Source organism: Mycobacterium marseillense, assembly GCF_010731675.1.
Lineage (GTDB): Bacteria > Actinomycetota > Actinomycetes > Mycobacteriales > Mycobacteriaceae > Mycobacterium > Mycobacterium marseillense.
On sequence record NZ_AP022584.1, the window covers coordinates 2,799,242 to 2,817,842 of the forward strand.

General features: G+C 69.2%; 18 protein-coding genes and 1 pseudogene. 12 read left to right on the plus strand and 7 right to left on the minus strand.

Annotation, left to right across the window (positions count from 1 at the left end; genetic code table 11):
- The first annotated feature begins 229 nt into the window (after window positions 1-229).
- Together G6N26_RS12680 and G6N26_RS12685 are read left to right on the plus strand one after the other, a co-directional pair.
- On the plus strand, window positions 230-1,057 hold the full coding sequence (locus G6N26_RS12680; RefSeq protein WP_083017471.1) for a purine-nucleoside phosphorylase: 828 nt from the start codon (window positions 230-232) through the stop codon (window positions 1,055-1,057).
- A gap of 4 nt (window positions 1,058-1,061) precedes the next feature.
- Window positions 1,062-2,645 carry a phospho-sugar mutase gene (locus tag G6N26_RS12685; protein ID WP_083017469.1) on the plus strand — a complete coding sequence of 528 codons (1,584 nt, stop codon included), beginning with the start codon at window positions 1,062-1,064 and terminating at the stop codon, window positions 2,643-2,645.
- Here the strand turns inward: G6N26_RS12685 and upp are convergent.
- Complete coding sequence (upp, locus tag G6N26_RS12690) at window positions 2,566-3,270, minus strand: uracil phosphoribosyltransferase (protein WP_083017467.1); 705 nt, start codon at window positions 3,268-3,270, stop codon at window positions 2,566-2,568. The genes G6N26_RS12685 and upp overlap by 80 nt on opposite strands.
- Before the next feature lie 92 nt (window positions 3,271-3,362).
- Between upp and G6N26_RS12695 the strand changes: the two genes are divergently transcribed.
- The 3 genes from G6N26_RS12695 to G6N26_RS12710 all read left to right on the plus strand — a co-directional run bounded on the left by G6N26_RS12695 (window position 3,363) and on the right by G6N26_RS12710 (window position 6,832).
- Complete coding sequence (locus G6N26_RS12695) at window positions 3,363-4,253, plus strand: alkaline phosphatase family protein (RefSeq protein ID WP_179960202.1); 891 nt, start codon at window positions 3,363-3,365, stop codon at window positions 4,251-4,253.
- Window positions 4,254-4,525: 272 nt separating this feature from the next.
- A complete protein-coding gene (gene satS / locus G6N26_RS12705; RefSeq protein WP_083017463.1) occupies window positions 4,526-5,821 on the plus strand; it encodes a protein export chaperone SatS in 1,296 nt (431 codons plus the stop codon).
- Window positions 5,822-5,848: 27 nt separating this feature from the next.
- Window positions 5,849-6,832 (plus strand): VWA domain-containing protein, encoded by a 984-nt coding sequence (locus G6N26_RS12710; RefSeq protein WP_083017461.1) that lies wholly within the window; start codon window positions 5,849-5,851, stop codon window positions 6,830-6,832.
- A 16-nt stretch (window positions 6,833-6,848) separates the two neighbouring features.
- Here G6N26_RS12710 and G6N26_RS12715 read toward each other — a convergent pair whose 3' ends face one another.
- On the minus strand, window positions 6,849-7,856 hold the full coding sequence (locus G6N26_RS12715; RefSeq protein ID WP_083017598.1) for a VWA domain-containing protein: 1,008 nt from the start codon (window positions 7,854-7,856) through the stop codon (window positions 6,849-6,851).
- A gap of 59 nt (window positions 7,857-7,915) precedes the next feature.
- Window positions 7,916-8,938: a cupin domain-containing protein gene (locus G6N26_RS12720; RefSeq protein WP_083017459.1), complete on the minus strand. Its 1,023-nt coding sequence runs from the start codon at window positions 8,936-8,938 to the stop codon at window positions 7,916-7,918.
- 147 nt (window positions 8,939-9,085) lie between these two features.
- Here G6N26_RS12720 and G6N26_RS12725 point away from each other — a divergent pair, with 147 nt between their 5' ends.
- Complete coding sequence (locus G6N26_RS12725; RefSeq protein ID WP_083017457.1) at window positions 9,086-9,790, plus strand: GntR family transcriptional regulator; 705 nt, start codon at window positions 9,086-9,088, stop codon at window positions 9,788-9,790.
- A gap of 88 nt (window positions 9,791-9,878) precedes the next feature.
- On the plus strand, window positions 9,879-10,370 hold the full coding sequence (locus tag G6N26_RS25920; protein WP_179960203.1) for a hypothetical protein: 492 nt from the start codon (window positions 9,879-9,881) through the stop codon (window positions 10,368-10,370).
- A gap of 18 nt (window positions 10,371-10,388) precedes the next feature.
- Here G6N26_RS25920 and G6N26_RS12735 read toward each other — a convergent pair whose 3' ends face one another.
- From G6N26_RS12735 to G6N26_RS12745, 3 genes are read right to left on the minus strand one after another with little or no spacing between them, the layout of a single operon-like run.
- Window positions 10,389-11,477 carry an adenosine deaminase gene (locus G6N26_RS12735; RefSeq protein ID WP_067168510.1) on the minus strand — a complete coding sequence of 363 codons (1,089 nt, stop codon included), beginning with the start codon at window positions 11,475-11,477 and terminating at the stop codon, window positions 10,389-10,391.
- Window positions 11,474-12,757, minus strand: a complete 1,284-nt coding sequence (locus G6N26_RS12740) for a thymidine phosphorylase (RefSeq protein WP_083020409.1) — start codon at window positions 12,755-12,757, stop codon at window positions 11,474-11,476. Before G6N26_RS12740 ends, G6N26_RS12735 begins: the two co-directional genes overlap by 4 nt.
- Entirely contained in the window at window positions 12,757-13,158 is a 402-nt protein-coding gene (locus tag G6N26_RS12745; protein ID WP_067168506.1) for a cytidine deaminase, read from the minus strand. The genes G6N26_RS12740 and G6N26_RS12745 overlap by 1 nt, the downstream gene beginning before the upstream one ends.
- Before the next feature lie 283 nt (window positions 13,159-13,441).
- On the opposite strand from G6N26_RS12745, the gene sdhC reads away from it, so the two are divergent.
- The 5 genes and pseudogenes from sdhC to G6N26_RS12770 form a co-directional block, all read left to right on the plus strand.
- On the plus strand, window positions 13,442-13,780 hold the full coding sequence (gene sdhC, locus G6N26_RS12750; protein ID WP_008260009.1) for a succinate dehydrogenase, cytochrome b556 subunit: 339 nt from the start codon (window positions 13,442-13,444) through the stop codon (window positions 13,778-13,780).
- Window positions 13,777-14,247, plus strand: coding sequence for a succinate dehydrogenase hydrophobic membrane anchor subunit (locus G6N26_RS12755; protein WP_067168501.1), 471 nt, complete (start codon window positions 13,777-13,779; stop codon window positions 14,245-14,247). The genes sdhC and G6N26_RS12755 overlap by 4 nt, the downstream gene beginning before the upstream one ends.
- 17 nt (window positions 14,248-14,264) lie before the next feature.
- A complete protein-coding gene (sdhA, locus tag G6N26_RS12760) occupies window positions 14,265-16,019 on the plus strand; it encodes a succinate dehydrogenase flavoprotein subunit (RefSeq protein ID WP_083020407.1) in 1,755 nt (584 codons plus the stop codon).
- On the plus strand, window positions 16,019-16,816 hold the full coding sequence (locus G6N26_RS12765) for a succinate dehydrogenase iron-sulfur subunit (protein ID WP_083020406.1): 798 nt from the start codon (window positions 16,019-16,021) through the stop codon (window positions 16,814-16,816). Before sdhA ends, G6N26_RS12765 begins: the two co-directional genes overlap by 1 nt.
- 147 nt (window positions 16,817-16,963) lie before the next feature.
- Window positions 16,964-17,602, plus strand: a pseudogene (locus G6N26_RS12770) (carboxymuconolactone decarboxylase family protein); the annotation flags it as partial.
- Here the strand turns inward: G6N26_RS12770 and G6N26_RS12775 are convergent.
- Window positions 17,568-18,500 carry a sigma-70 family RNA polymerase sigma factor gene (locus tag G6N26_RS12775; RefSeq protein ID WP_083020404.1) on the minus strand — a complete coding sequence of 311 codons (933 nt, stop codon included), beginning with the start codon at window positions 18,498-18,500 and terminating at the stop codon, window positions 17,568-17,570. The pseudogene G6N26_RS12770 and the gene G6N26_RS12775 overlap by 35 nt on opposite strands.
- Window positions 18,501-18,601 lie beyond the last annotated feature (101 nt).

Genomic DNA, 18,601 nt, shown 5'->3' on the forward strand with positions numbered 1-18,601 from the left:
TCCAATGACCGGGCCAACCACCGGCCACCTACGAAGATTCATACGGCAAATCTTGACACATACCGGCCGGGACCACCGCAGCGCTAGGTTTGACTGCCCAGCTCCTCACTCGCGCCGTTCCGGCCGCCGGGCTAGGTTCTACTGCCCAGCTCCTCACTCGCGCCGTTCCGGCCGCCGGGCTAGGTTCTACCGCCCGGCTCCTCACTCGCGCCGGGCTAGGCTCGACGCTGTGGCCGAAACCCCGTCCGACCCAGGCGACCTCGCGCGCCAGGCTGCCGCGGCCATCGCCGAGCGCACCGGAATCGCCGAGCACGACGTCGCCATCGTCCTCGGCTCGGGATGGTCGCCGGCGGTAGCGGCGCTCGGCACTGAGGCGATCGGGAAGACCGCCGTGCTACCCCAGGCCGACCTGCCCGGTTTCCGGCCACCGACCGCGATCGGGCACACCGGTGAGCTGCTGTCGATGCGCATCGGCGAACACCGGGTGCTCGTGCTCGTCGGCCGTATCCACGCCTACGAGGGCCATGACCTATGCCACGTCGTGCACCCCGTGCGGGCGGCCTGCGCGGCCGGTGTGCGCGCGGTCGTGCTCACCAATGCGGCCGGCGGTCTGCGCCCGGACATGGCCGTCGGCGAACCGGTGCTGATCAGCGACCACCTGAACCTGACCGCGCGTTCCCCGCTGGTCGGCCCGCACTTCGTCGACCTGACCGACGCCTACTCCCCACGGCTGCGCGAATTCGCCCGACTCGCCGACCCGACGCTGACCGAAGGCGTCTACGCGGGACTGCCCGGCCCGCACTACGAGACCCCCGCCGAAATCCGGATGCTGCGGACGCTGGGCGCCGACCTGGTCGGCATGTCGACGGTGCACGAGACCATCGCGGCGCGGGCCGCCGGCGCCGAGGTGCTCGGGGTGTCGCTGGTGACCAACCTGGCCGCCGGCATCGGCGGCGAGCCGCTCAGCCACGTCGAGGTGCTCTCCGCCGGTGCCGCTGCCGCCAGCAGGATGGGCGCCTTGCTGGCCCTGATCCTCGAGCGGCTGCCCCGGTTTTAGAGCCATGACGCCCGAGGAGTGGATCGCCCACGACCCCGACCCGCGGACGGCCACCGAACTCGCCGCGTGCGACGCGGGAGAACTCGCCGCGCGCTTCGCCCGTCCCCTGACGTTCGGCACCGCGGGCCTGCGCGGTCCGGTGCGCGGCGGGCCCGACGCCATGAACGTCGCGGTGGTGTCGCGGGCCACGTGGGCGGTGGCGCAGGTGCTCAAGCGGCGCGCCCCGGCCGGTGCGCAGGTGATCGTGGGGCGCGACGCCCGGCACGGCTCGGCGATATTCGCCACAGTGACCGCCGAAGTGCTTGCCGATCAAGGCTTTTCGGTGCTGCTGCTGCCCGGCCCGGTTCCCACTCCGGTGGTCGCGTTCGCGGTACGCCACACCGGCGCACTGGCCGGGATCCAGATCACGGCGTCACACAACCCGCCGACCGACAACGGCTACAAGGTGTACGTCGACGGCGGCATCCAACTCATCTCCCCCACCGACCACGAGATCGAAGCCGCGATGGCCGACGCACCGCCGGCCGACCAGATCGGCAGGGCCCGCGTCGAACCCGCACAGACCGATCTGGTCCCCCGCTACATCGCCCGCGCGTCCGGGCTGCGGCACGGCACCGGCACGGCGCGGGTCGCGCTGACGGCGCTGCACGGGGTGGGCGGCGCGGTGGCCGTGGAGACGCTGCGCCGCGCCGGATTCAGCCAAGTGCACACCGTCGCAGCGCAATTAGCGCCGGACCCCGACTTTCCCACCGTCGCGTTTCCCAACCCCGAGGAGCCAGGTGCGGCCGACGCGCTGCTGGCCCTGGCCGCGGACGTGCGTGCCGACGTGGCGATCGCGCTGGATCCCGACGCCGACCGGTGCGCCGTCGGCATTCCCGGCAAATCGGGATGGCGGATGCTGTCCGGCGACGAAACCGGTTGGCTACTCGGCGATTACATCCTTTCCCAGCCGCAGCAATCCGAGACACCGGTGGTGGCCAGCACGTTGGTGTCCTCGCGGATGCTGTCGGCCATCGCCGCGCACCGCGGCGCCGTCCACGTCGAAACCCTCACCGGCTTCAAATGGCTGGCGCGCGCCGACGCCGAGGTCCCCGACGGCACCCTGGTGTACGCCTACGAGGAAGCGATCGGGCACTGCGTCGACCCGGCCGCCGTGCGCGACAAGGACGGCATCAGCGCCGCGGTGCTGGTGTGCGACCTGGTGGCGACGCTGCTGCGCCAAGGCCGTTCGGTTGTCGACCTGCTCGACGAGCTGGCCCGACGGTACGGGGTGCACGACGTCGCCGCCGTGTCGCGCCGGGTCACCGATCCCGCCGAGGCGGCCGAGCTGATGCACAGGCTGCGGACCAGCCCGCCGGCGACGCTGGCCGGGTTCCCCGCCGAACTCATCGACATCACCGAGGCGCTGATCTTCACCGGCGGTGACGACCACACGTCGGCCAGGGTGGTGGTGCGACCCTCCGGGACCGAGCCGAAGCTGAAGTGCTACTTGGAGATTCGCTGCGCGCCTAGCGAGGATCTGGATTTTTCGCGGCGGCGCGCCGCCGCACTGCGCGCCGAGCTGGTCGCTGCGGTTCAGGGCTGGTGAACAGGTTCGGCCCGAACTGGCGGTCCCCGGCATCGCCGAGGCCCGGCACGATATAGGCCGACTTGTTCAGCCCCTTGTCGACCGCGGCGGTGAACACCCGCGCGTCCGGCGCCGCTTTCTGCACGGCCGCAAGGCCTTCCGGCGCCGCCACCACGCACAGCACGGTGATGTCGGTGGCGCCGCGGCGCTGCAGCAACCCGATGGTGTGCGCCATCGACCCGCCCGTGGCCAGCATGGGATCGAGGACCATGACCGGCCGTCGCGCAAGTTTGTCGGGCAGGGCCTCGAGATACGGGACGGGCTGGTGGGTTTCCTCGTCGCGGGCGACACCGACGAAGCCCACCTCCGCCTCCGGTATCGCGGCCTGGGCGGCCTCGACCATGCCCAGCCCGGCCCGCAGCACCGGAACCAGCAGCGGCGCGTTGACCAGTCGCGTCCCGGCCGCCGCGGCCACCGGGGTGCGGATCCTGACCGACTTGCGCGGCGCCTCCCTGCTGGCTTCGTAGACCAGCATCAGCGTGAGTTCGCGCAGCGCGGCCCGGAACCCGGAATTGTCGGTGCGTTCGTCGCGCAGCACCGTCAGCCGGGCCGCGGCCAGCGGGTGGTCGATCACGCACACGTCCATCCCCTGAAGGGTATATAACGATCGGGCAAAGCCCTTCTGACACGCCTGCGTTCGTCCCGGCCGCGCCGTAGGCGCGTTCGTATACTCCCCCGGTGTCGCGCGAAAATCGAAGTCCGAGAAGGCTGCTCGGCAGGGCGCATCGACTCCTGCTGGCGATCGGCGTGGTGGCATTGGTGGGACTGGCGGCAAGTCCACTGACCCCGCGCATAGGCCTTGCGGCAGCGGCCATTCCGCAACCGGCGCACATCGTGATCGTGGTGGAGGAAAACCGTTCCGAAAACGGCATCATCGGCAACAAGTCGGCGCCCTTCATCACCGCCCTGGCCGCCCACGGCGCCAACATGACGCAGTCCTACGCCGAAACACACCCCAGCGAACCCAATTACCTGGCGCTGTTCGCCGGCAACACATTCGGCGTGACCAAGGACCTGTGCCCGATCAATGCCGGCGCGGCCCCCAATCTCGGATCCGAATTGCTGGCCGCGGGCCACACGTTTGTCGGCTTCGCCGAGGGGCTGCCGACCGTGGGCTCGCCGGTGTGCACCGCCGGCAAGTACGCGCGCAAGCACGTGCCGTGGGCCAACTTCACCAACGTGCCGGCGGCGAACTCGATGCCGTTCTCCGCGTTTCCGATGGGCAACTACGCCAGCCTGCCCACCGTGTCGTTCGTCATCCCCAACAACGACAACAACATGCACGACGGGTCGATCGCGCAGGCCGACGCCTGGCTGAACCGCCAGCTGTCCGGTTATGCCAACTGGGCGACGGCCAACAACAGCCTGCTGATCGTGACGTTCGACGAGGACGATAACGGCAGCCGCAACCAGATCCCCACGGTCTTCTACGGCGCCCACGTCCGCCCCGGCAGCTACAGCGAGCAGATCAACCACTACAACGTGCTTTCCACGGTCGAGCAGATGTACGGGCTACCCAAGACCGGCTATGCCGCCAGCGCCGCGCCCATCACCGATATCTGGGGCTGACCCACTGGACCTCACCGTGGCGACCCGCTTCACCCGGCTCCGCCGCGCTCGCGATCGCCACTAGACCTCACCGTGGCGACCCGCTTCACCCGGCTCCGCCGCGCTCGCGATCGCCACTAGACCTCACCGTGGCGACCCGCTTCACCCGGCTCCGCCGCGCTCGCGATCGCCACTAGACCTCACCGTGGCGACCCGCTTCACCCGGCTCCGCCGCGCTCGCGATCGCCACTGCCCTGGCGGAGCGTTCGCCGGTCGTCGCTATTCTGTGCCGCATGGCTGCTGACCTCGTGCCCATTCGCCTGAGCCTGTCCGCCGGTGACCGCTACACCGTGTGGGCGCCCCGCTGGCGTGACTCCGGCGACGAGTGGGAGGCCTTCCTGGGCAAGGACGAGGACCTGTTCGTCTTCTCCTCCGTCGCCGACCTGGTGGCGTTCGTGCGGTCCGACGCCGACAACGACCTGACTGACCACCCGGCGTGGAAGGCCCTGACGTCGGCGCACGCGCATGACTTCGAGCCCACCGAGGACAAGCAGTTCGACCTGGTCGCGGTCGAGGAGCTGGTCTCGGAGAAACCCACCGAGGAATCGGTGTCCGCGCTGGCGGGCACGCTGGCCATCGTGTCGTCCATCGGATCGGTGTGCGAGCTGGCGGCGGTGTCGAAATTCTTCAACGGCAACCCCAGCCTGGGCACCGTGTCGGGCGGGGTCGAGCACTTCACCGGCAGGGCCGGCGCCAAACGCTGGCATGCGATCGCCGAGGTCATCGGGCGCAGCTGGGACGACGTGCTCGGCGCGATCGACGACGTCGCCACCACGCCCGACGTCGACGCCAAGTTGTCGGCCAAGGCCGAAGACGAACTGGCCGAGGAACGCGAAGAGGACGAAACCGGCGACGCCGCCGAGGAGAGCGCCCTCGAGGAATCCGCGGCCGACACGGACGACGAGGACAACGACGCCCACGAAGACGACGAGGGCGCCATCGAACCCCGGGCGGCCGGCGACACCGCGGTGCTCGGCGGCGACAAGGACTTCTGGCTACAGGTGGGCATCGACCCGATCCGGATCATGACGAGCTCGGGCACCTTCTTCACGCTGCGCTGCTACCTCGACGACGAGCCGATCTTTTTGGGCCGCAACGGACGGATCAGCGTGTTCCCGTCCGAGCGCGCGCTGGCCCGCTACCTGGCCGACGAGCACGACCACGACCTGTCCGACCTGAGCACCTACGACGACATCCGCACGGCCGCCACCGACGGTTCGCTGGCGGTCGAGATCACCGACGACAACATTTACGTGCTCACCGGCCTGGCCGACGACTTCGCCGACGGCCCGGACGCCGTGGACCGCGAGCAACTCGAACTCGCCGTCGAGGTGCTCCGCGACATCGGCGACTACTCCGAGGACCCCGCGGTCGACAAGGCGCTCGAAACCAACCGGCCGCTGGGCAAATTGGTAGCCGCCGTGCTCGAGCCCGACTCGGTCACCAAGCCGTCGCCCCCCTACGCTGCGGCGGTGCGCGAGTGGGAGAAATTGGAGCAATTCGTCGAGGGCCGGCTCCGCCGCGAGTAGCGCGTTTCACGGGCTAGGTTGGGTGACGTGTCGCTTCCCGGAATCGGCCCGCTACCGCTCTACGGGTTCCAGCGCCCGGGCATGCTGTTGTTCGGTTTGGTGCCCCTGGCCCTGCTGGCCGTCTACATCGTGGTCCAGGCTCGTCGTAACCGACGGCTGCACCGCTACACCGACACCCCCGTGGCGCAGTCGCCGTTGCGGCACCTGCCGATCGCCGCGTCGCTGCTCTGCCTGGCGTTACTGACGGTCGCGCTGGCCACCCCCACCCACGACATGCGCATCCCGCGCAACCGAGCCGTCATCATGCTGGTCATCGACATGTCGCAGTCCATGCGCGCGACCGACGTCGAACCCAACCGGCTCAAGGCCGCCGAACAGGCGGCCAGCCAGTTCGCCAGCCAGCTGACGCCGGGCATCAACCTCGGGCTGGTCGGCTTCGCCGGCACGCCCTATCTGCTGGTGCCGCCCACCCCGCAGCACCAGGCGACCATCGACGCGCTGAAGAAGCTGGACTTCGCCGACAGCACGGCCACCGGCCAGGCCATCTTCACCGCCCTGCACGCGATCGGCGCCACGGCGGTCACCGGGGGTGACAACCCGCCGCCGGCCCGCATCGTGCTGCTCTCCGACGGCCGCGAGAACAAGCCGTCGAACCCCAGCGACCCACACGACGGCGTCTACACCGCGGCGCGCCTGGCCAAGGACGAAGGCGTGCCCATCTCGACCATCTCGTTCGGAACCAAGGGCGGCGAGATCGAGATGGACGGGCAGCGCGTCGCGGTCCCGGTGTCGACCGACCAGATGAAGACAATCGCCCGGCTCTCCGGCGGGCAGCCCTACACCGCCACCAACGTCGGCGAGCTCAACAAGAGCTACAACGCCATCGAGAACGAGATCGGCTACCGCACGGTGCCGGGCCCGGGCAGCGCCGGCTGGCTGCGCCTCGCCGTACTGGCCGCCCTGATCGCAACGGCCTTGGCGCTGTTGATCAACCGGCGCCTGCCGACGTAGCGCCCCGCCCGGTATCTCAGGCGGGCAGCCTGCGGTTCAGCAGCAGGCCGGCCAACACGGCGCCGGCCATCACGACCGCGCCGAGCAGCATCCACGCCAGGCTCGCGTCGCCTTTGACGGTTTCGTAGCCGATCTGGCGTTGCAGCGTCGTGTACACGTTCTTCAGCGAGTCCAGGCTGTCGGCGTGGAACGCCTCGCCGTCGGTGATCTCGCAGATCTTCTGCAGGGTCTGATCGTCGACCGGAACCGGAATGGTGGCGCCCTCGTAGTCGACGGTGCCGTACGGGGTCCCGAACGAGATCGTCGAGATCTGCACGCCCTGGCCCTTGGCGGCCCGGGCCGCGGTGAACGCCCCCTGCGGGGCGTTGGGGTCCAGCGGCACGTTTTCGGCACCGTCGGACTCCAGCACGATGCGCGCCGGCGGCGGGCCTTCGCCGCCGCCCATCACCGAACCGACCGTGGCGATCGCCTGCAGCGCGGTGAAAATGCCTTCCCCCGTCGCGGTTTTCGGGGCCGGTTGCAGGCCGTCGATGCCCGACTTCACCGCGGAGCGATTGGTCGTCGGCGGCACCAACAGCGTGGCGTTGGCCGCGAACTCCACCAGCCCCAGGTTGATGGCCGGCGTCAGCTGGTCGGCGAACTGCTTGCCGGCCTCCTTGGCCGCGGCCAGGCGGTTGGGTGGAACATCGTTGGAGGCCATCGATTCCGAGACGTCGATGACGAGCATCACGACCGCACGGTTGAGCGGGATCCGGACATCCGACGTCGGCCCGGCCATCGCGGTGGTCAGCAACACCAGCGCCGCCGCCAGCAGGATGGTCGGCACGTGCCGCCACCGGCTCGGGTGCGGCGGAGCGACGCGCTCGAGCACCTCCATGTTGGCGAACCGCAGCACCCGGCGACGGCGGGCGAATTGCTGCACGACGTAGAGGCCGATCACCAGCAGCACGGCCAGCAGCGCCAGGAAGAACCAGGGGTTCTGGAATCCAGTCAGCGACACCGGCCCCAGCAGGGGCACCTTCATGTCGAGCCACACTAGGCGTCGGCTCCGGGACCCGCATCGCCCCCGCCGCCGGCGACCGCTCAGCCGGCGGCGAGATCGCGGCGCTGGGTGAACTTGATGTCGAGGCTGCGCAGGTGGGTCTGCAGCCCGGCGTCCTGGACGGGGATCAGGTGGGCAGGCTCGTCGGTCTCGTTGTAGTGGGCGTGCCACATGCCCGGCGGGGTGGTGAAGGCGCCGCCGGCCTGCCAGTCCACCCGGATGGGATCGACGATGTCGCCGCGCTCGTCGAGACGCGTGCCCAGCAGCGTGTAGCAACCGGCCGCAGGCGCATCCAGGATCAGGTCCAGCGCGACCGACTGGTGCCGGTGCGGCCGCTGCACCTGATGGGGCGGAAGCACGCCGAACATCGCCCACAACACGTGCGTGATGGTCAGGGTCTGCTCCTCTTCGGCGTTGGCCAGCAAGACGCTGACGCGGCTCTTGTCGTTGGCGCCGGGACGCGACGCGATCTCGGTCAGCTTGGCCACGGCATCGGCGCGGCGGAACTTGGTCGCGCGGAAGCGGGGCCGCGTCGCGTCCGCGCCGAGGTAGCGCATCAACGGCTCGTCGTGCACCCAGTACATGGCCGTGTCGGCGCCGGCGTAAAACACCGAGTGCGCGCCGGCGGGCAGCGTCACGAAGTCGCCCTTCTCCCACTCGATCAGCCGGCCGTTGACCGTCGCGAAACCCCGCCCGTAGAGCACGTAATACAGCTGCGAGGTGGCGTTGGGATGGGTGTCGACCTGTTCGTTCGCGCGAATGGACACGAAGTTGGCCAGCAGCGCGGGACTGGTCGCCGCGCCGGCCGGGCCGCCCAGCTCCGCGGACAGGTCCAGCGGGATCACGCCGGTCGGCGCGTCGAGGTAGGTCTCGGGCCCGAAGCGCCGGATCGGCACCCGCGGGGTCAATCCCGAGCCGATCGGGTTGGCGGCCTTCGAGTACTCGAAGTATCGGGCCTGCTCGGCCCACTCTTCGAACCGGCCCTCGAACGCGTACTCGGCGACGTTGACCATTGGCGCGGGGACCGTCGGGTCCAGGTTGGGCGTCGCTAGCTGCTGCTGCATGTTGGTCTCCCTTGCCGCTCAGGTGTATCTAGTATCTGAATAGTATTTATCTTGTATCTAAGCGTCAAACGCCGCAGCTAGAGGCGGTGGGTGTACGGTCAAGCCGACGGTTGAGATACGACTTAGCTACCAGAGAAGGGGCGCGGTGTGGCGGCCAAGGACAGGCGCACGGCCAAGGACCGCGCGCTGGACTACGTCAAGACGCGGGTGCTCACCGGCGAATTCCCCGGCGGCGAGTTGATCAGCGAGGGCGACGTGGCCACCGCTCTGGGGATGTCGCGCACGCCGGTGCGCGAGGCCTTTCTGCGGCTGGAGGCCGAGGGGCTGCTGCGTCTGTATCCGCAGCGGGGGGCCCTGGTGGTTCCGGTGTCGCCCGACGAGGTCCGCGCGGTGATGGAGGCGCGGCTGGTGCTCGAGCAGTTCGCGGCGGGCAAGGTGATCGGGCGCGGCACCGCCGCCTGCGCCGCAGTGTTCGAGCGCCTGTCCGGCGAGCTTGCCCGGCAACGCGACGCGGCCGCCGCGGCGGACTGGCGCGAATTCGTGGAGGCCGACCGCGCCTTCCACGCCCTCACGCTGCAGGAGGCGGGCAACGCCATCCTGACCGGTTTCTACGCCTCGCTGCGCGATCGCCAGATGCGGATGATCGGCGAATCGACGCTGCGCGACCCCGACCGGGTGGCCACCATCCTCGAGGAGCATCGGTGTATCGCCGAGGCCCTGCGCGACGGTGATCTCGCGCGGGCGGCGCGGGCGGTGCAGACCCACCTGGCCGGCACGGTGCGCGCCATCGGCCTGTCCGTCGACCCGGATCCGTTCTGGGCTACCGGATTTGGCCGCGGTGGAGCAGACTGATCGAATAACCCGGGGGCGCACCGCTTCCGGTCCGCATGTATCGGGGGGGACGATGACCTGGCTGACGGCTTCGAGGTTGCGTGGTGTGATGACGAAAACTGTTGTGGCCGTGGCGGTTATGGGAACGGCCGCGACGGGCGCGACGATCCCGGCGAACGCGGCGCCGGGCTTTGCCCGCACGCCCGCCGCGCCGCTCGACGATCCCGATCCCGGCCTTCCCACCGACCCGTCGGATCCCCGATGTGCGGGGATGCCGGGGCTGGCGCAGTGTCAGGGCGGCCCCTACGCCATGGGCGGCGCCCCCACCGGCCCGGCGGATTTGAGCTGTATCAGCATGCCCACCGACCCGGTGTGCGCGGGCGGTCCGTACGCCGCGCCGCCCCCGCCGGCGCCCATCGCCCCACCCCCGCCACCGGCGGCGCCCATGGCAGCCCCGCCGGTGGAACCGCCGCCGGTCGCCCCGCCGCCCGTCGAGGCGCCGCCCATGGCGCCACCTCCGATGGCCCCGCCGCCGATGGTGGAACCGCCGCCCGCGGCCCCGGCGGCCGACCCGTCGATGGGGATGCCCGGGCACATCTAGCGGCGTCGCGCCGGCCGCTCAGCCGATCAGCACCGCGTAGCGCGGCTTGATCACCTCGTCGATGATCGCCAGCCGTTCGTCGAACGGGATGAACGCGGACTTCATCGCGTTGATGGTGAACCGCTCGAGGTCGCTCCAGCCGTACCCGAATGCCTCCACCAACCGCAGCATCTCGCGGCTCATGAAGGTGTCACTCATCAACCGGTTGTCGGTGTTGACGGTCACCCGGAATCGGGCGCGGGCCAGCAGATCGAACGGATGCTCGGCGATGCTCTTGACGGCACCGGTCTGCACGTTCGAGCTCGGACACAGTTCCAGCGGAATTCGCTTGTCCCGCAGGATCGCTGCCTGCTTACCCAACCGGACCTGCCCGTCGGGCAGCACGTCGATGTCGTCGACGATCCGCACCCCGTGGCCCAACCGGTCGGCACCGCAAAACGCGATCGCCTCGTGGATCGACGGCAGGCCGAACGCCTCGCCGGCGTGAATGGTGAAGCGCGCGTTGTGGTCTCGCATGTACTCAAAGGCATCCAGGTGACGCGTCGGCGGGTTGCCGGCCTCGGCGCCGGCGATATCGAAGCCGACAACACCCTTGTCCCGGAACCGGATTGCCAGCTCGGCGATCTCGCGGGACACCGCCGCGTGCCGCATCGCGGTGACCAGCAGGCGCACCACGATCGGACGGCCCGCACCGGCGCAGGCCTTCTCGCCGTCGGCGAATCCGGCCAGCACCGCGTCGACGATCGCATCGAAGGACATCCCGCGGTCGATGTGCAACTCGGGGGCGAACCGGACCTCGGCGTAGACCACCGAGTCGGCCGCCAGGTCTTCCACGCACTCATAGGCGACGCGGTGCAGCGCCTCGGGCGTCTGCATCACCGCGACGGTGTGGGAGAACGGCTCGAGGTAGCGCTCCAGCGAGCCGCTGTGCGAACGCGTGCGAAACCACGTCGCCAACTCGTCGACGTCGGTGGCGGGTAGCTCGTCGTAGCCGGTCTGCCCGGCGATCTCCAGCACGGTCGACGGGCGCAGCCCGCCGTCGAGGTGGTCGTGCAACAGGGCCTTGGGGGCCTTGCGGATCTGCTCGAGACCCAGCGGCGCGGTCACTGCACGATCCGATCGATGATCAGCGGACCGGAAGCCGGGGCCGCGTCGGCGATACCGTAGCCGCCGTCCAGCTCGGCGAGCGCCGCGCCGAAACGCTCCGGGGTGTCGGTGTACAGCGTGAACAGCGGCTCACCGGCCGCGACCGGCTCACCGGGGCGGCGGTGCAGCCGGATACCGGCGCCGAACTGCACGCGATCGCCCGGACGGGATCTGCCCGCTCCGAGCCGCCAAGCCGCCAGCCCCACTGCCATCGCGTCGATATCGCCCATTGTGCCGCCCCGGGCGGCCGTCACGGTCTCGGCATGCCGACCGATCGGCAACGGCACCGACAAATCGCCGCCCTGGGCGGCGATGAGCTGGCGAAACCGGTCCATCGCGGTGCCGTCGCGCAGCGTCTCGGCGGGATCGCGGGCGTCGACCCCGGCCAGCTCGAGCATCTCGGAGGCCAGCCGCAGCGTCAGTTCGACGACGTCGGGCGGCCCACCCCCGGCCAGCACCTCGAGCGACTCGGCGACCTCCAGGGCGTTGCCGACCGTCGCGCCCAGCGGGCGGTTCATGTCCGTCAGCAGCGCGCGGGTGGGCACCCCGTGCGCGGCGCCCAGCGCGACCATGGTGCGCGCCAGGTCGCGGGATTGCGCTTCCGAGTCAGTGAACGCCCCCGCACCGACCTTCACGTCGAGCACCAGCGCGCCGGCCCCCTCGGCCAGCTTCTTGCTCATCACCGAGCTGGCGATCAGCGGCAGCGATTCGACGGTGGCGGTGATGTCGCGCAGCGCGTACAGCTTGGCGTCGGCCGGCGCCAGGTCACCGGCGGCGAAGATGGCCGCGCCGAGGTCGCGCAGTTGCTCGCGCACCCGCCGGTTGGACAGCGCGGCGGTGAACCCGGCGATGGATTCCAGCTTGTCCAGGGTGCCGCCGGTGTGGCCGAGCCCGCGGCCCGACGCCTGCGGCACCGCCGCGCCGCACGCGGCGACGACGGGCACCAGGGGCAGGGTGATCTTGTCCCCCACCCCGCCGGTGGAGTGCTTGTCGACCGTGGGCACGCCGAGGTCGCTGAAATCGAGCCGCTCGCCCGAGGCCAGCATCGCCGACGTCCACCGGGCCGTCTCACCGCCATCCATGCCGCGCAACAGGATCGCCATCAGCAGGGCCGCCATCTGTTCCTCGGCCACCCGGCCGGCGGTGTAGGCGTCGACGACCCAGTCGATGGCGGCGTCGGACAACCGGCCGCCGTCGCGCTTGGTCCTGATCACCGTGGGTGCGTCGAAGGCGGGCGGCATCAGCGGCGCCCGGCGGCCAGGTCGTCGGGGCCGAAGGCGTCCGGCAGCAGGTCGCCGAGCCGGCGCGGCCCGCCCGGATGGTCGATCAGCAACTCGGGACCGCCGTGTTCGAACAGCACCTGGCGGCATCGCCCGCACGGCATCAGCACCGATCCCCGCTGATCCACGCACGCCAGCGCGACCAGCCGGCCACCGCCGGTGGAATGCAGGGCACACACCAGCGCGCACTCGGCACAGAGACCAAGGCCATATGAGATGTTCTCCACATTGCAGCCGGTCACCACGCGGTGATCGTCGACCAGCGCGGCGGCACCGACCGGGAATTGCGAGTACGGCGCATAGGCCCCCGCTGATGCCTGGATTGCCTTGTCCCGCAACGTATTCCAGTCGATCTCCGGCATCGCGCAACCTCGCTCGTCCGTGGCCGTTTCCGACAGTCACCCTAGCCGCAAAACGGCATTTCGCTTGACGGACATTGACGCAAGCCACACCGTGCGCGAGCTAAGCTCAAGTGCCCGGCGTGACTGTCGCGCTATGTCGCAAGAGGGTCGCAACAAAGTCGCAAGAAGGCTGGTGAGGACTGGGGTGACTACACAACCGACGACGGCGGATCCGGCAGCACCCGTACCGGCTACCTCGCGCAAACGCAGGCCGCCGCGGACCCTGTACCGGGGCGATCCCGGCATGTGGTCGTGGGTGCTGCATCGCATCAGCGGCGCGACGATCTTCTTTTTCCTGTTCGTGCACGTCCTGGACGCCGCGATGCTGCGGGTCAGCCCGCAGACCTACAACGCGGTGATCCACGACTATCAGATGCCGATCGTCGGCCTGATGGAATACGGCCTGATCGCCGCGGTGCTCTTCCACGGCCTGAATGGGATCCGGGTGATCCTGATCGACTTCTGGTCCGAGGGGCCGCGCTACCAGCGGCTGATGTTCTGGATCGTCGGCGTGGTGTTCCTGCTGCTGATGGTCCCGGCCGGTGTCGTGACCGTCATCCACATGATGGAGCACTTCCGATGAGCAGCCCCGACCTTCAGCTCACCCGCGGCCAGACGGCGCCGGTCAAACAACGCTTATACGACCGTCCCGCCAGCCTGGACAACCCCCGCTCGCCGCGGCGGCGGGCCGGGATCCCCAATTTCGAGAAGTTCGCGTGGCTGTTCATGCGGTTCTCGGGCATCGCGCTGTTCGTGCTGGCGATCGGCCACTTGTTCATCATGCTGATGTGGGACAACGGGGTGTACCGCATCGACTTCAACTATGTGGCGCAGCGCTGGGCCTCCCCGTTCTGGCAATTCTGGGACCTGGCGCTGCTGTGGCTGGCGCAACTGCACGGCGGTAACGGCCTGCGCACCATCATCGACGACTACAGCCGCAAGGACAGCACCCGGTTCTGGCTCAACAGCCTGCTGCTGCTGTCGATGGGCTTCACGTTGGTGCTGGGCACCTACGTGCTGCTGACATTCGACCCCAACATTCACGCCTGACGGAGGGAGGCTGACCCGTGATCCAGCAACACCGGTACGACGTGGTGATCGTCGGCGCGGGCGGTGCCGGGATGCGGGCCGCGGTGGAAGCGGGTCCGCGGGTGCGCACCGCCGTGCTGACCAAGCTCTACCCCACGCGCAGCCACACCGGTGCGGCTCAGGGCGGGATGTGCGCGGCGCTGGCCAACGTCGAAGAGGACAACTGGGAATGGCACACGTTCGACACCGTCAAGGGCGGCGACTACCTCGCCGACCAGGACGCGGTGGAGATCATGTGCAAGGAAGCCATCGACGCGGTGCTCGACCTGGAAAAGATGGGGATGCCGTTCAACCGCACCCCCGAGGGCCGCATCGACCAGCGCCGCTTCGGCGGGCACACCCGCGACCACGGCAAGGCCCCGGTGCGCCGGTCCTGTTACGCCGCCGACCGCACCGGCCACATGATCCTGCAGACGCTGTATCAGAACTGCGTCCGCCATGACGTGCAGTTCTTCAACGAGTTCTACGCACTCGACCTGGTTTTGACGCAGACGCCGAGCGGTCCGGTGGCCACCGGTGTGGTCGCCTACGAGCTGGCCACCGGTGAGATCCACGTCTTCCACGCCAAGGCGATCGTGCTCGCAACCGGCGGCTCGGGCCGCATGTACAAGACCACTTCCAATGCGCACACCCTGACCGGCGACGGCATCGGCATCGTGTTCCGCAAGGGACTTCCGTTGGAGGACATGGAGTTTCACCAGTTCCATCCGACCGGCCTGGCCGGGCTGGGCATCCTGATCTCCGAGGCCGTGCGCGGTGAGGGCGGCCGGTTGCTCAACGGCGAGGGCGAGCGCTTCATGGAGCGCTACGCCCCGACGATCGTCGACCTGGCACCGCGCGACATCGTCGCCCGCTCAATGGTTTTGGAGGTCCTGGAGGGTCGTGGCGCCGGTCCGCACAAGGATTACGTCTACATCGACGTCCGCCACCTCGGTGAGGACGTGCTGGAGGCCAAGCTGCCCGACATCACCGAGTTCGCCCGCACCTATCTGGGCGTGGACCCGGTCAAGGAGCTGGTGCCGGTGTACCCGACGTGTCACTACGTGATGGGCGGCATCCCCACCACGGTCACCGGACAGGTGTTGCGGGACAACACCTCCACCGTGCCGGGCCTGTACGCGGCCGGTGAGTGCGCATGCGTGTCGGTGCACGGCGCCAACCGGCTGGGCACCAACTCGCTGCTGGACATCAACGTGTTCGGCCGCCGGGCCGGCATCGCCGCCGTCAATTACGCACGGGGACACGACTTCGTGGACATGCCGCCGGATCCGGCGGCGATGGTCGTCGGCTGGGTGGGCGACATCCTCTCCGAGCACGGCAACGAGCGCGTCGCCGACATCCGCAACGCGTTGCAGCAGTCGATGGACAACAACGCCGCGGTGTTCCGCACCGAGGAGACGCTCAAGCAGGCGCTGACCGACATCCACGCCCTGAAGGAACGCTATTCGCGAATCACCGTGCACGACAAGGGCAAGCGGTTCAACAGCGACCTGCTGGAGGCCATCGAGCTGGGCTTCTTGCTCGAGCTGGCCGAGGTCACCGTGGTCGGGGCGTTGAACCGCAAGGAGTCCCGCGGCGGGCACGCCCGCGAGGACTACCCGAACCGCGACGACGTCAACTACATGCGTCACACCATGGCCTACAAGCAGGGCACCGACCTGCTCAGCGACATCGCGCTGGACTTCAAACCCGTGGTGCAGACGCGCTACGAACCCAAGGAGCGGAAGTACTGATGACCGACGTTGCCGAGCCCCAGGTCGACAGCCCGGAACCCCCGCTGCCGCCGGTTCCCGACGAGGCGGTGATGGTGACCGTCAAGATCGCCCGGTTCAACCCCGACCAGCCCGATGCCTACGCGGAAACCGGTGGGTGGCAGAGCTTTCGGGTACCCTGCCTGCCCAGCGACCGGATGCTCAACCTGCTGATCTACATCAAGAGCTATCTGGATGGGACGCTGACCTTCCGGCGCTCCTGCGCGCACGGGGTGTGCGGGTCGGATGCCATGCGGATCAACGGTGTCAACCGGCTGGCCTGCAAGGTGCTGATGCGCGACCTGCTCCCCAAGAAGGCGGGGAAATCGCTGACCATCACGGTCGAGCCGATCCGCGGGCTGCCGGTCGAGAAGGACCTGGTCGTCGACATGGAGCCGTTCTTCGACGCCTACCGCGCGGTCAAGCCGTACCTGATCACCACCGGCAACCCGCCGACGCGCGAACGCATTCAGAGCCCGACTGACCGCGCCCGCTACGACGACACCACCAAGTGCATCCTGTGCGCCGCGTGCACCACCAGCTGCCCCATCTTCTGGCACGAGGGCAGCTACTACGGCCCGGCGGCGATCGTCAACGCGCACCGTTTCATCTTCGACAGCCGCGACGAGGCCGCCGCCGAGCGCCTGGACATCCTCAACGAGGTCGACGGAGTCTGGCGGTGCCGCACCACGTTCAACTGCACCGAGGCCTGCCCGCGCGGCATCCAGATCACCAAGGCGATCCAGGAGGTCAAGCGGGCGATCATGTTCTCGCGCTAGGTCTCCGCGCCGGCGTGGGGCCTAGCCGCCCGGCGGTTCGCGCAACATCCGTCACAGGAGTACCTCTCCAGAACGACCAGGCTTCCCCGAACGTGCTATCGCATCCGATAGCACGTTTGATACTCGTCTATCGGTTGTGGCGGCCCGTCACACATCGCCGGCCTGCCTCGTCTGACTGGTATGACACAGAAAACCCGCATCGAGCCCCTGCCCCCCAAGCGCGCCGGCCTGCTCACCCGGGCCATGTACCGGGTCGCCAAGCGGCGCTACGGCCAAGTACCCGAGCCCTTCGCGGTGGCCGCGCACCATCGCGGGCTGCTGATCGCCAGCGCCATGCACGAGACGATGGTCGACCGGGCATCGAAAACCCTGCCGGCCAGCGTGCGTGAGCTGGCGGTGCTGTGGACCGCGCGCCAGATCGGTTGCTCGTGGTGCGTCGACTTCGGATCGATGCTGCAGCGGCTGGACGGCCTGGACGTGGAGCGGCTCAAGGAGATCGACAACTACGCCACCTCACCGGCCTATACCGACGACGAACGCGCCGCCATCGCGTATGCCGACGCGATCACCACGGACCCGCACACGGTCACCGACGAGCAGGTCGACGATCTGCGGTCCCGCTTCGGCGACGCCGGGGTGTTCGAACTGACCTATCAAATCGGGTTGGAGAACATGCGGGCGCGGGTGAACACCGCACTGGGCATCACCGAGCAGGGCTTCAATTCGGGTGACGCGTGCCGGATCCCTTGGGCTAGCGATTCGGCACCCGCAGCGGAGACCCGGTGAACTTGTCCGGGTTGGCGACATCCCATAGAGCGCAGATCTTTCCGTCGCGCACGGTCAGCGCCATGATCCGCGGACACATCTCGCGGTAGCTCTCCTCCGCGGGGAAGCCGGCGGTGTAGATGCCCAGCTCGCCGTTGACCAGCCCCACTTGATAGGACGTGTAGAAGGCGGGGCCGTAGCGGTTCGCCAAGCCGAGCATGAAGCGGACCACCTTGTCCGGTCCGTGGATGACCTGAACCGCCGTGGGCGCCTTGCCATTTGAATCGCCGGTGAAAATGACGTCCGGATGCAGCAGGCTCACCACGGCTTCCAGATCGCCGGAGGCCATGGCGGCCAACAACTTTCCCACCACCTCGTTGTGCGAGGGGTCGGGTTCCGGCGGTGGCTGGGCCGCGACCGCCTTGCGGGCCCGCGAGGCCAGCTGCCGGGCGGCGGCCTCGCTGGTGCCCAGCGCGTCGGCCACCTCCGCGAACGGCACGTCGAACCCGTCGTGCAGGACGAACGCGACCCGCTGATCGGGCGAGAGCCGCTCCAGCACCACCATGGCCGCGAACCGGGCGTCCTCGCCGGCCACCACCGCGGACAGCGGGTCGGCTTCGGAAGCGGGCGCGCCGAATCCGGTGACGACGGGCTCGGGCAGCCAGTTTCCGGTGTAGGCCTCGCGACGATGCGCGGCCGAGCGCAGCCTGTCCAGGCCCAGCCTGCTCACCACCGTGGTCAGCCACGCCCGCAGGTCGGTGATCTGTGTTCCCTTGTCGGGGTCCTGCCGGTGCCAGCGCAGCCAGGCGTCCTGGACGATGTCCTCGGCGTCGGCGACGGTGCCGGTCAGCCGGTAGGCGACCGACATGAGATGCGGTCGCAACGACTCGAATTCGCTGACCTGTTGCGCTGAGGTCATATCGCCGAGCCTAGCCCGACGACGGCGAGCGGCGGAACGGCGCGAGTGAGGAGTCGGGCAATCGAGCCCGCCCGATGACGGCGAGCGGCGGAACGGCGCGA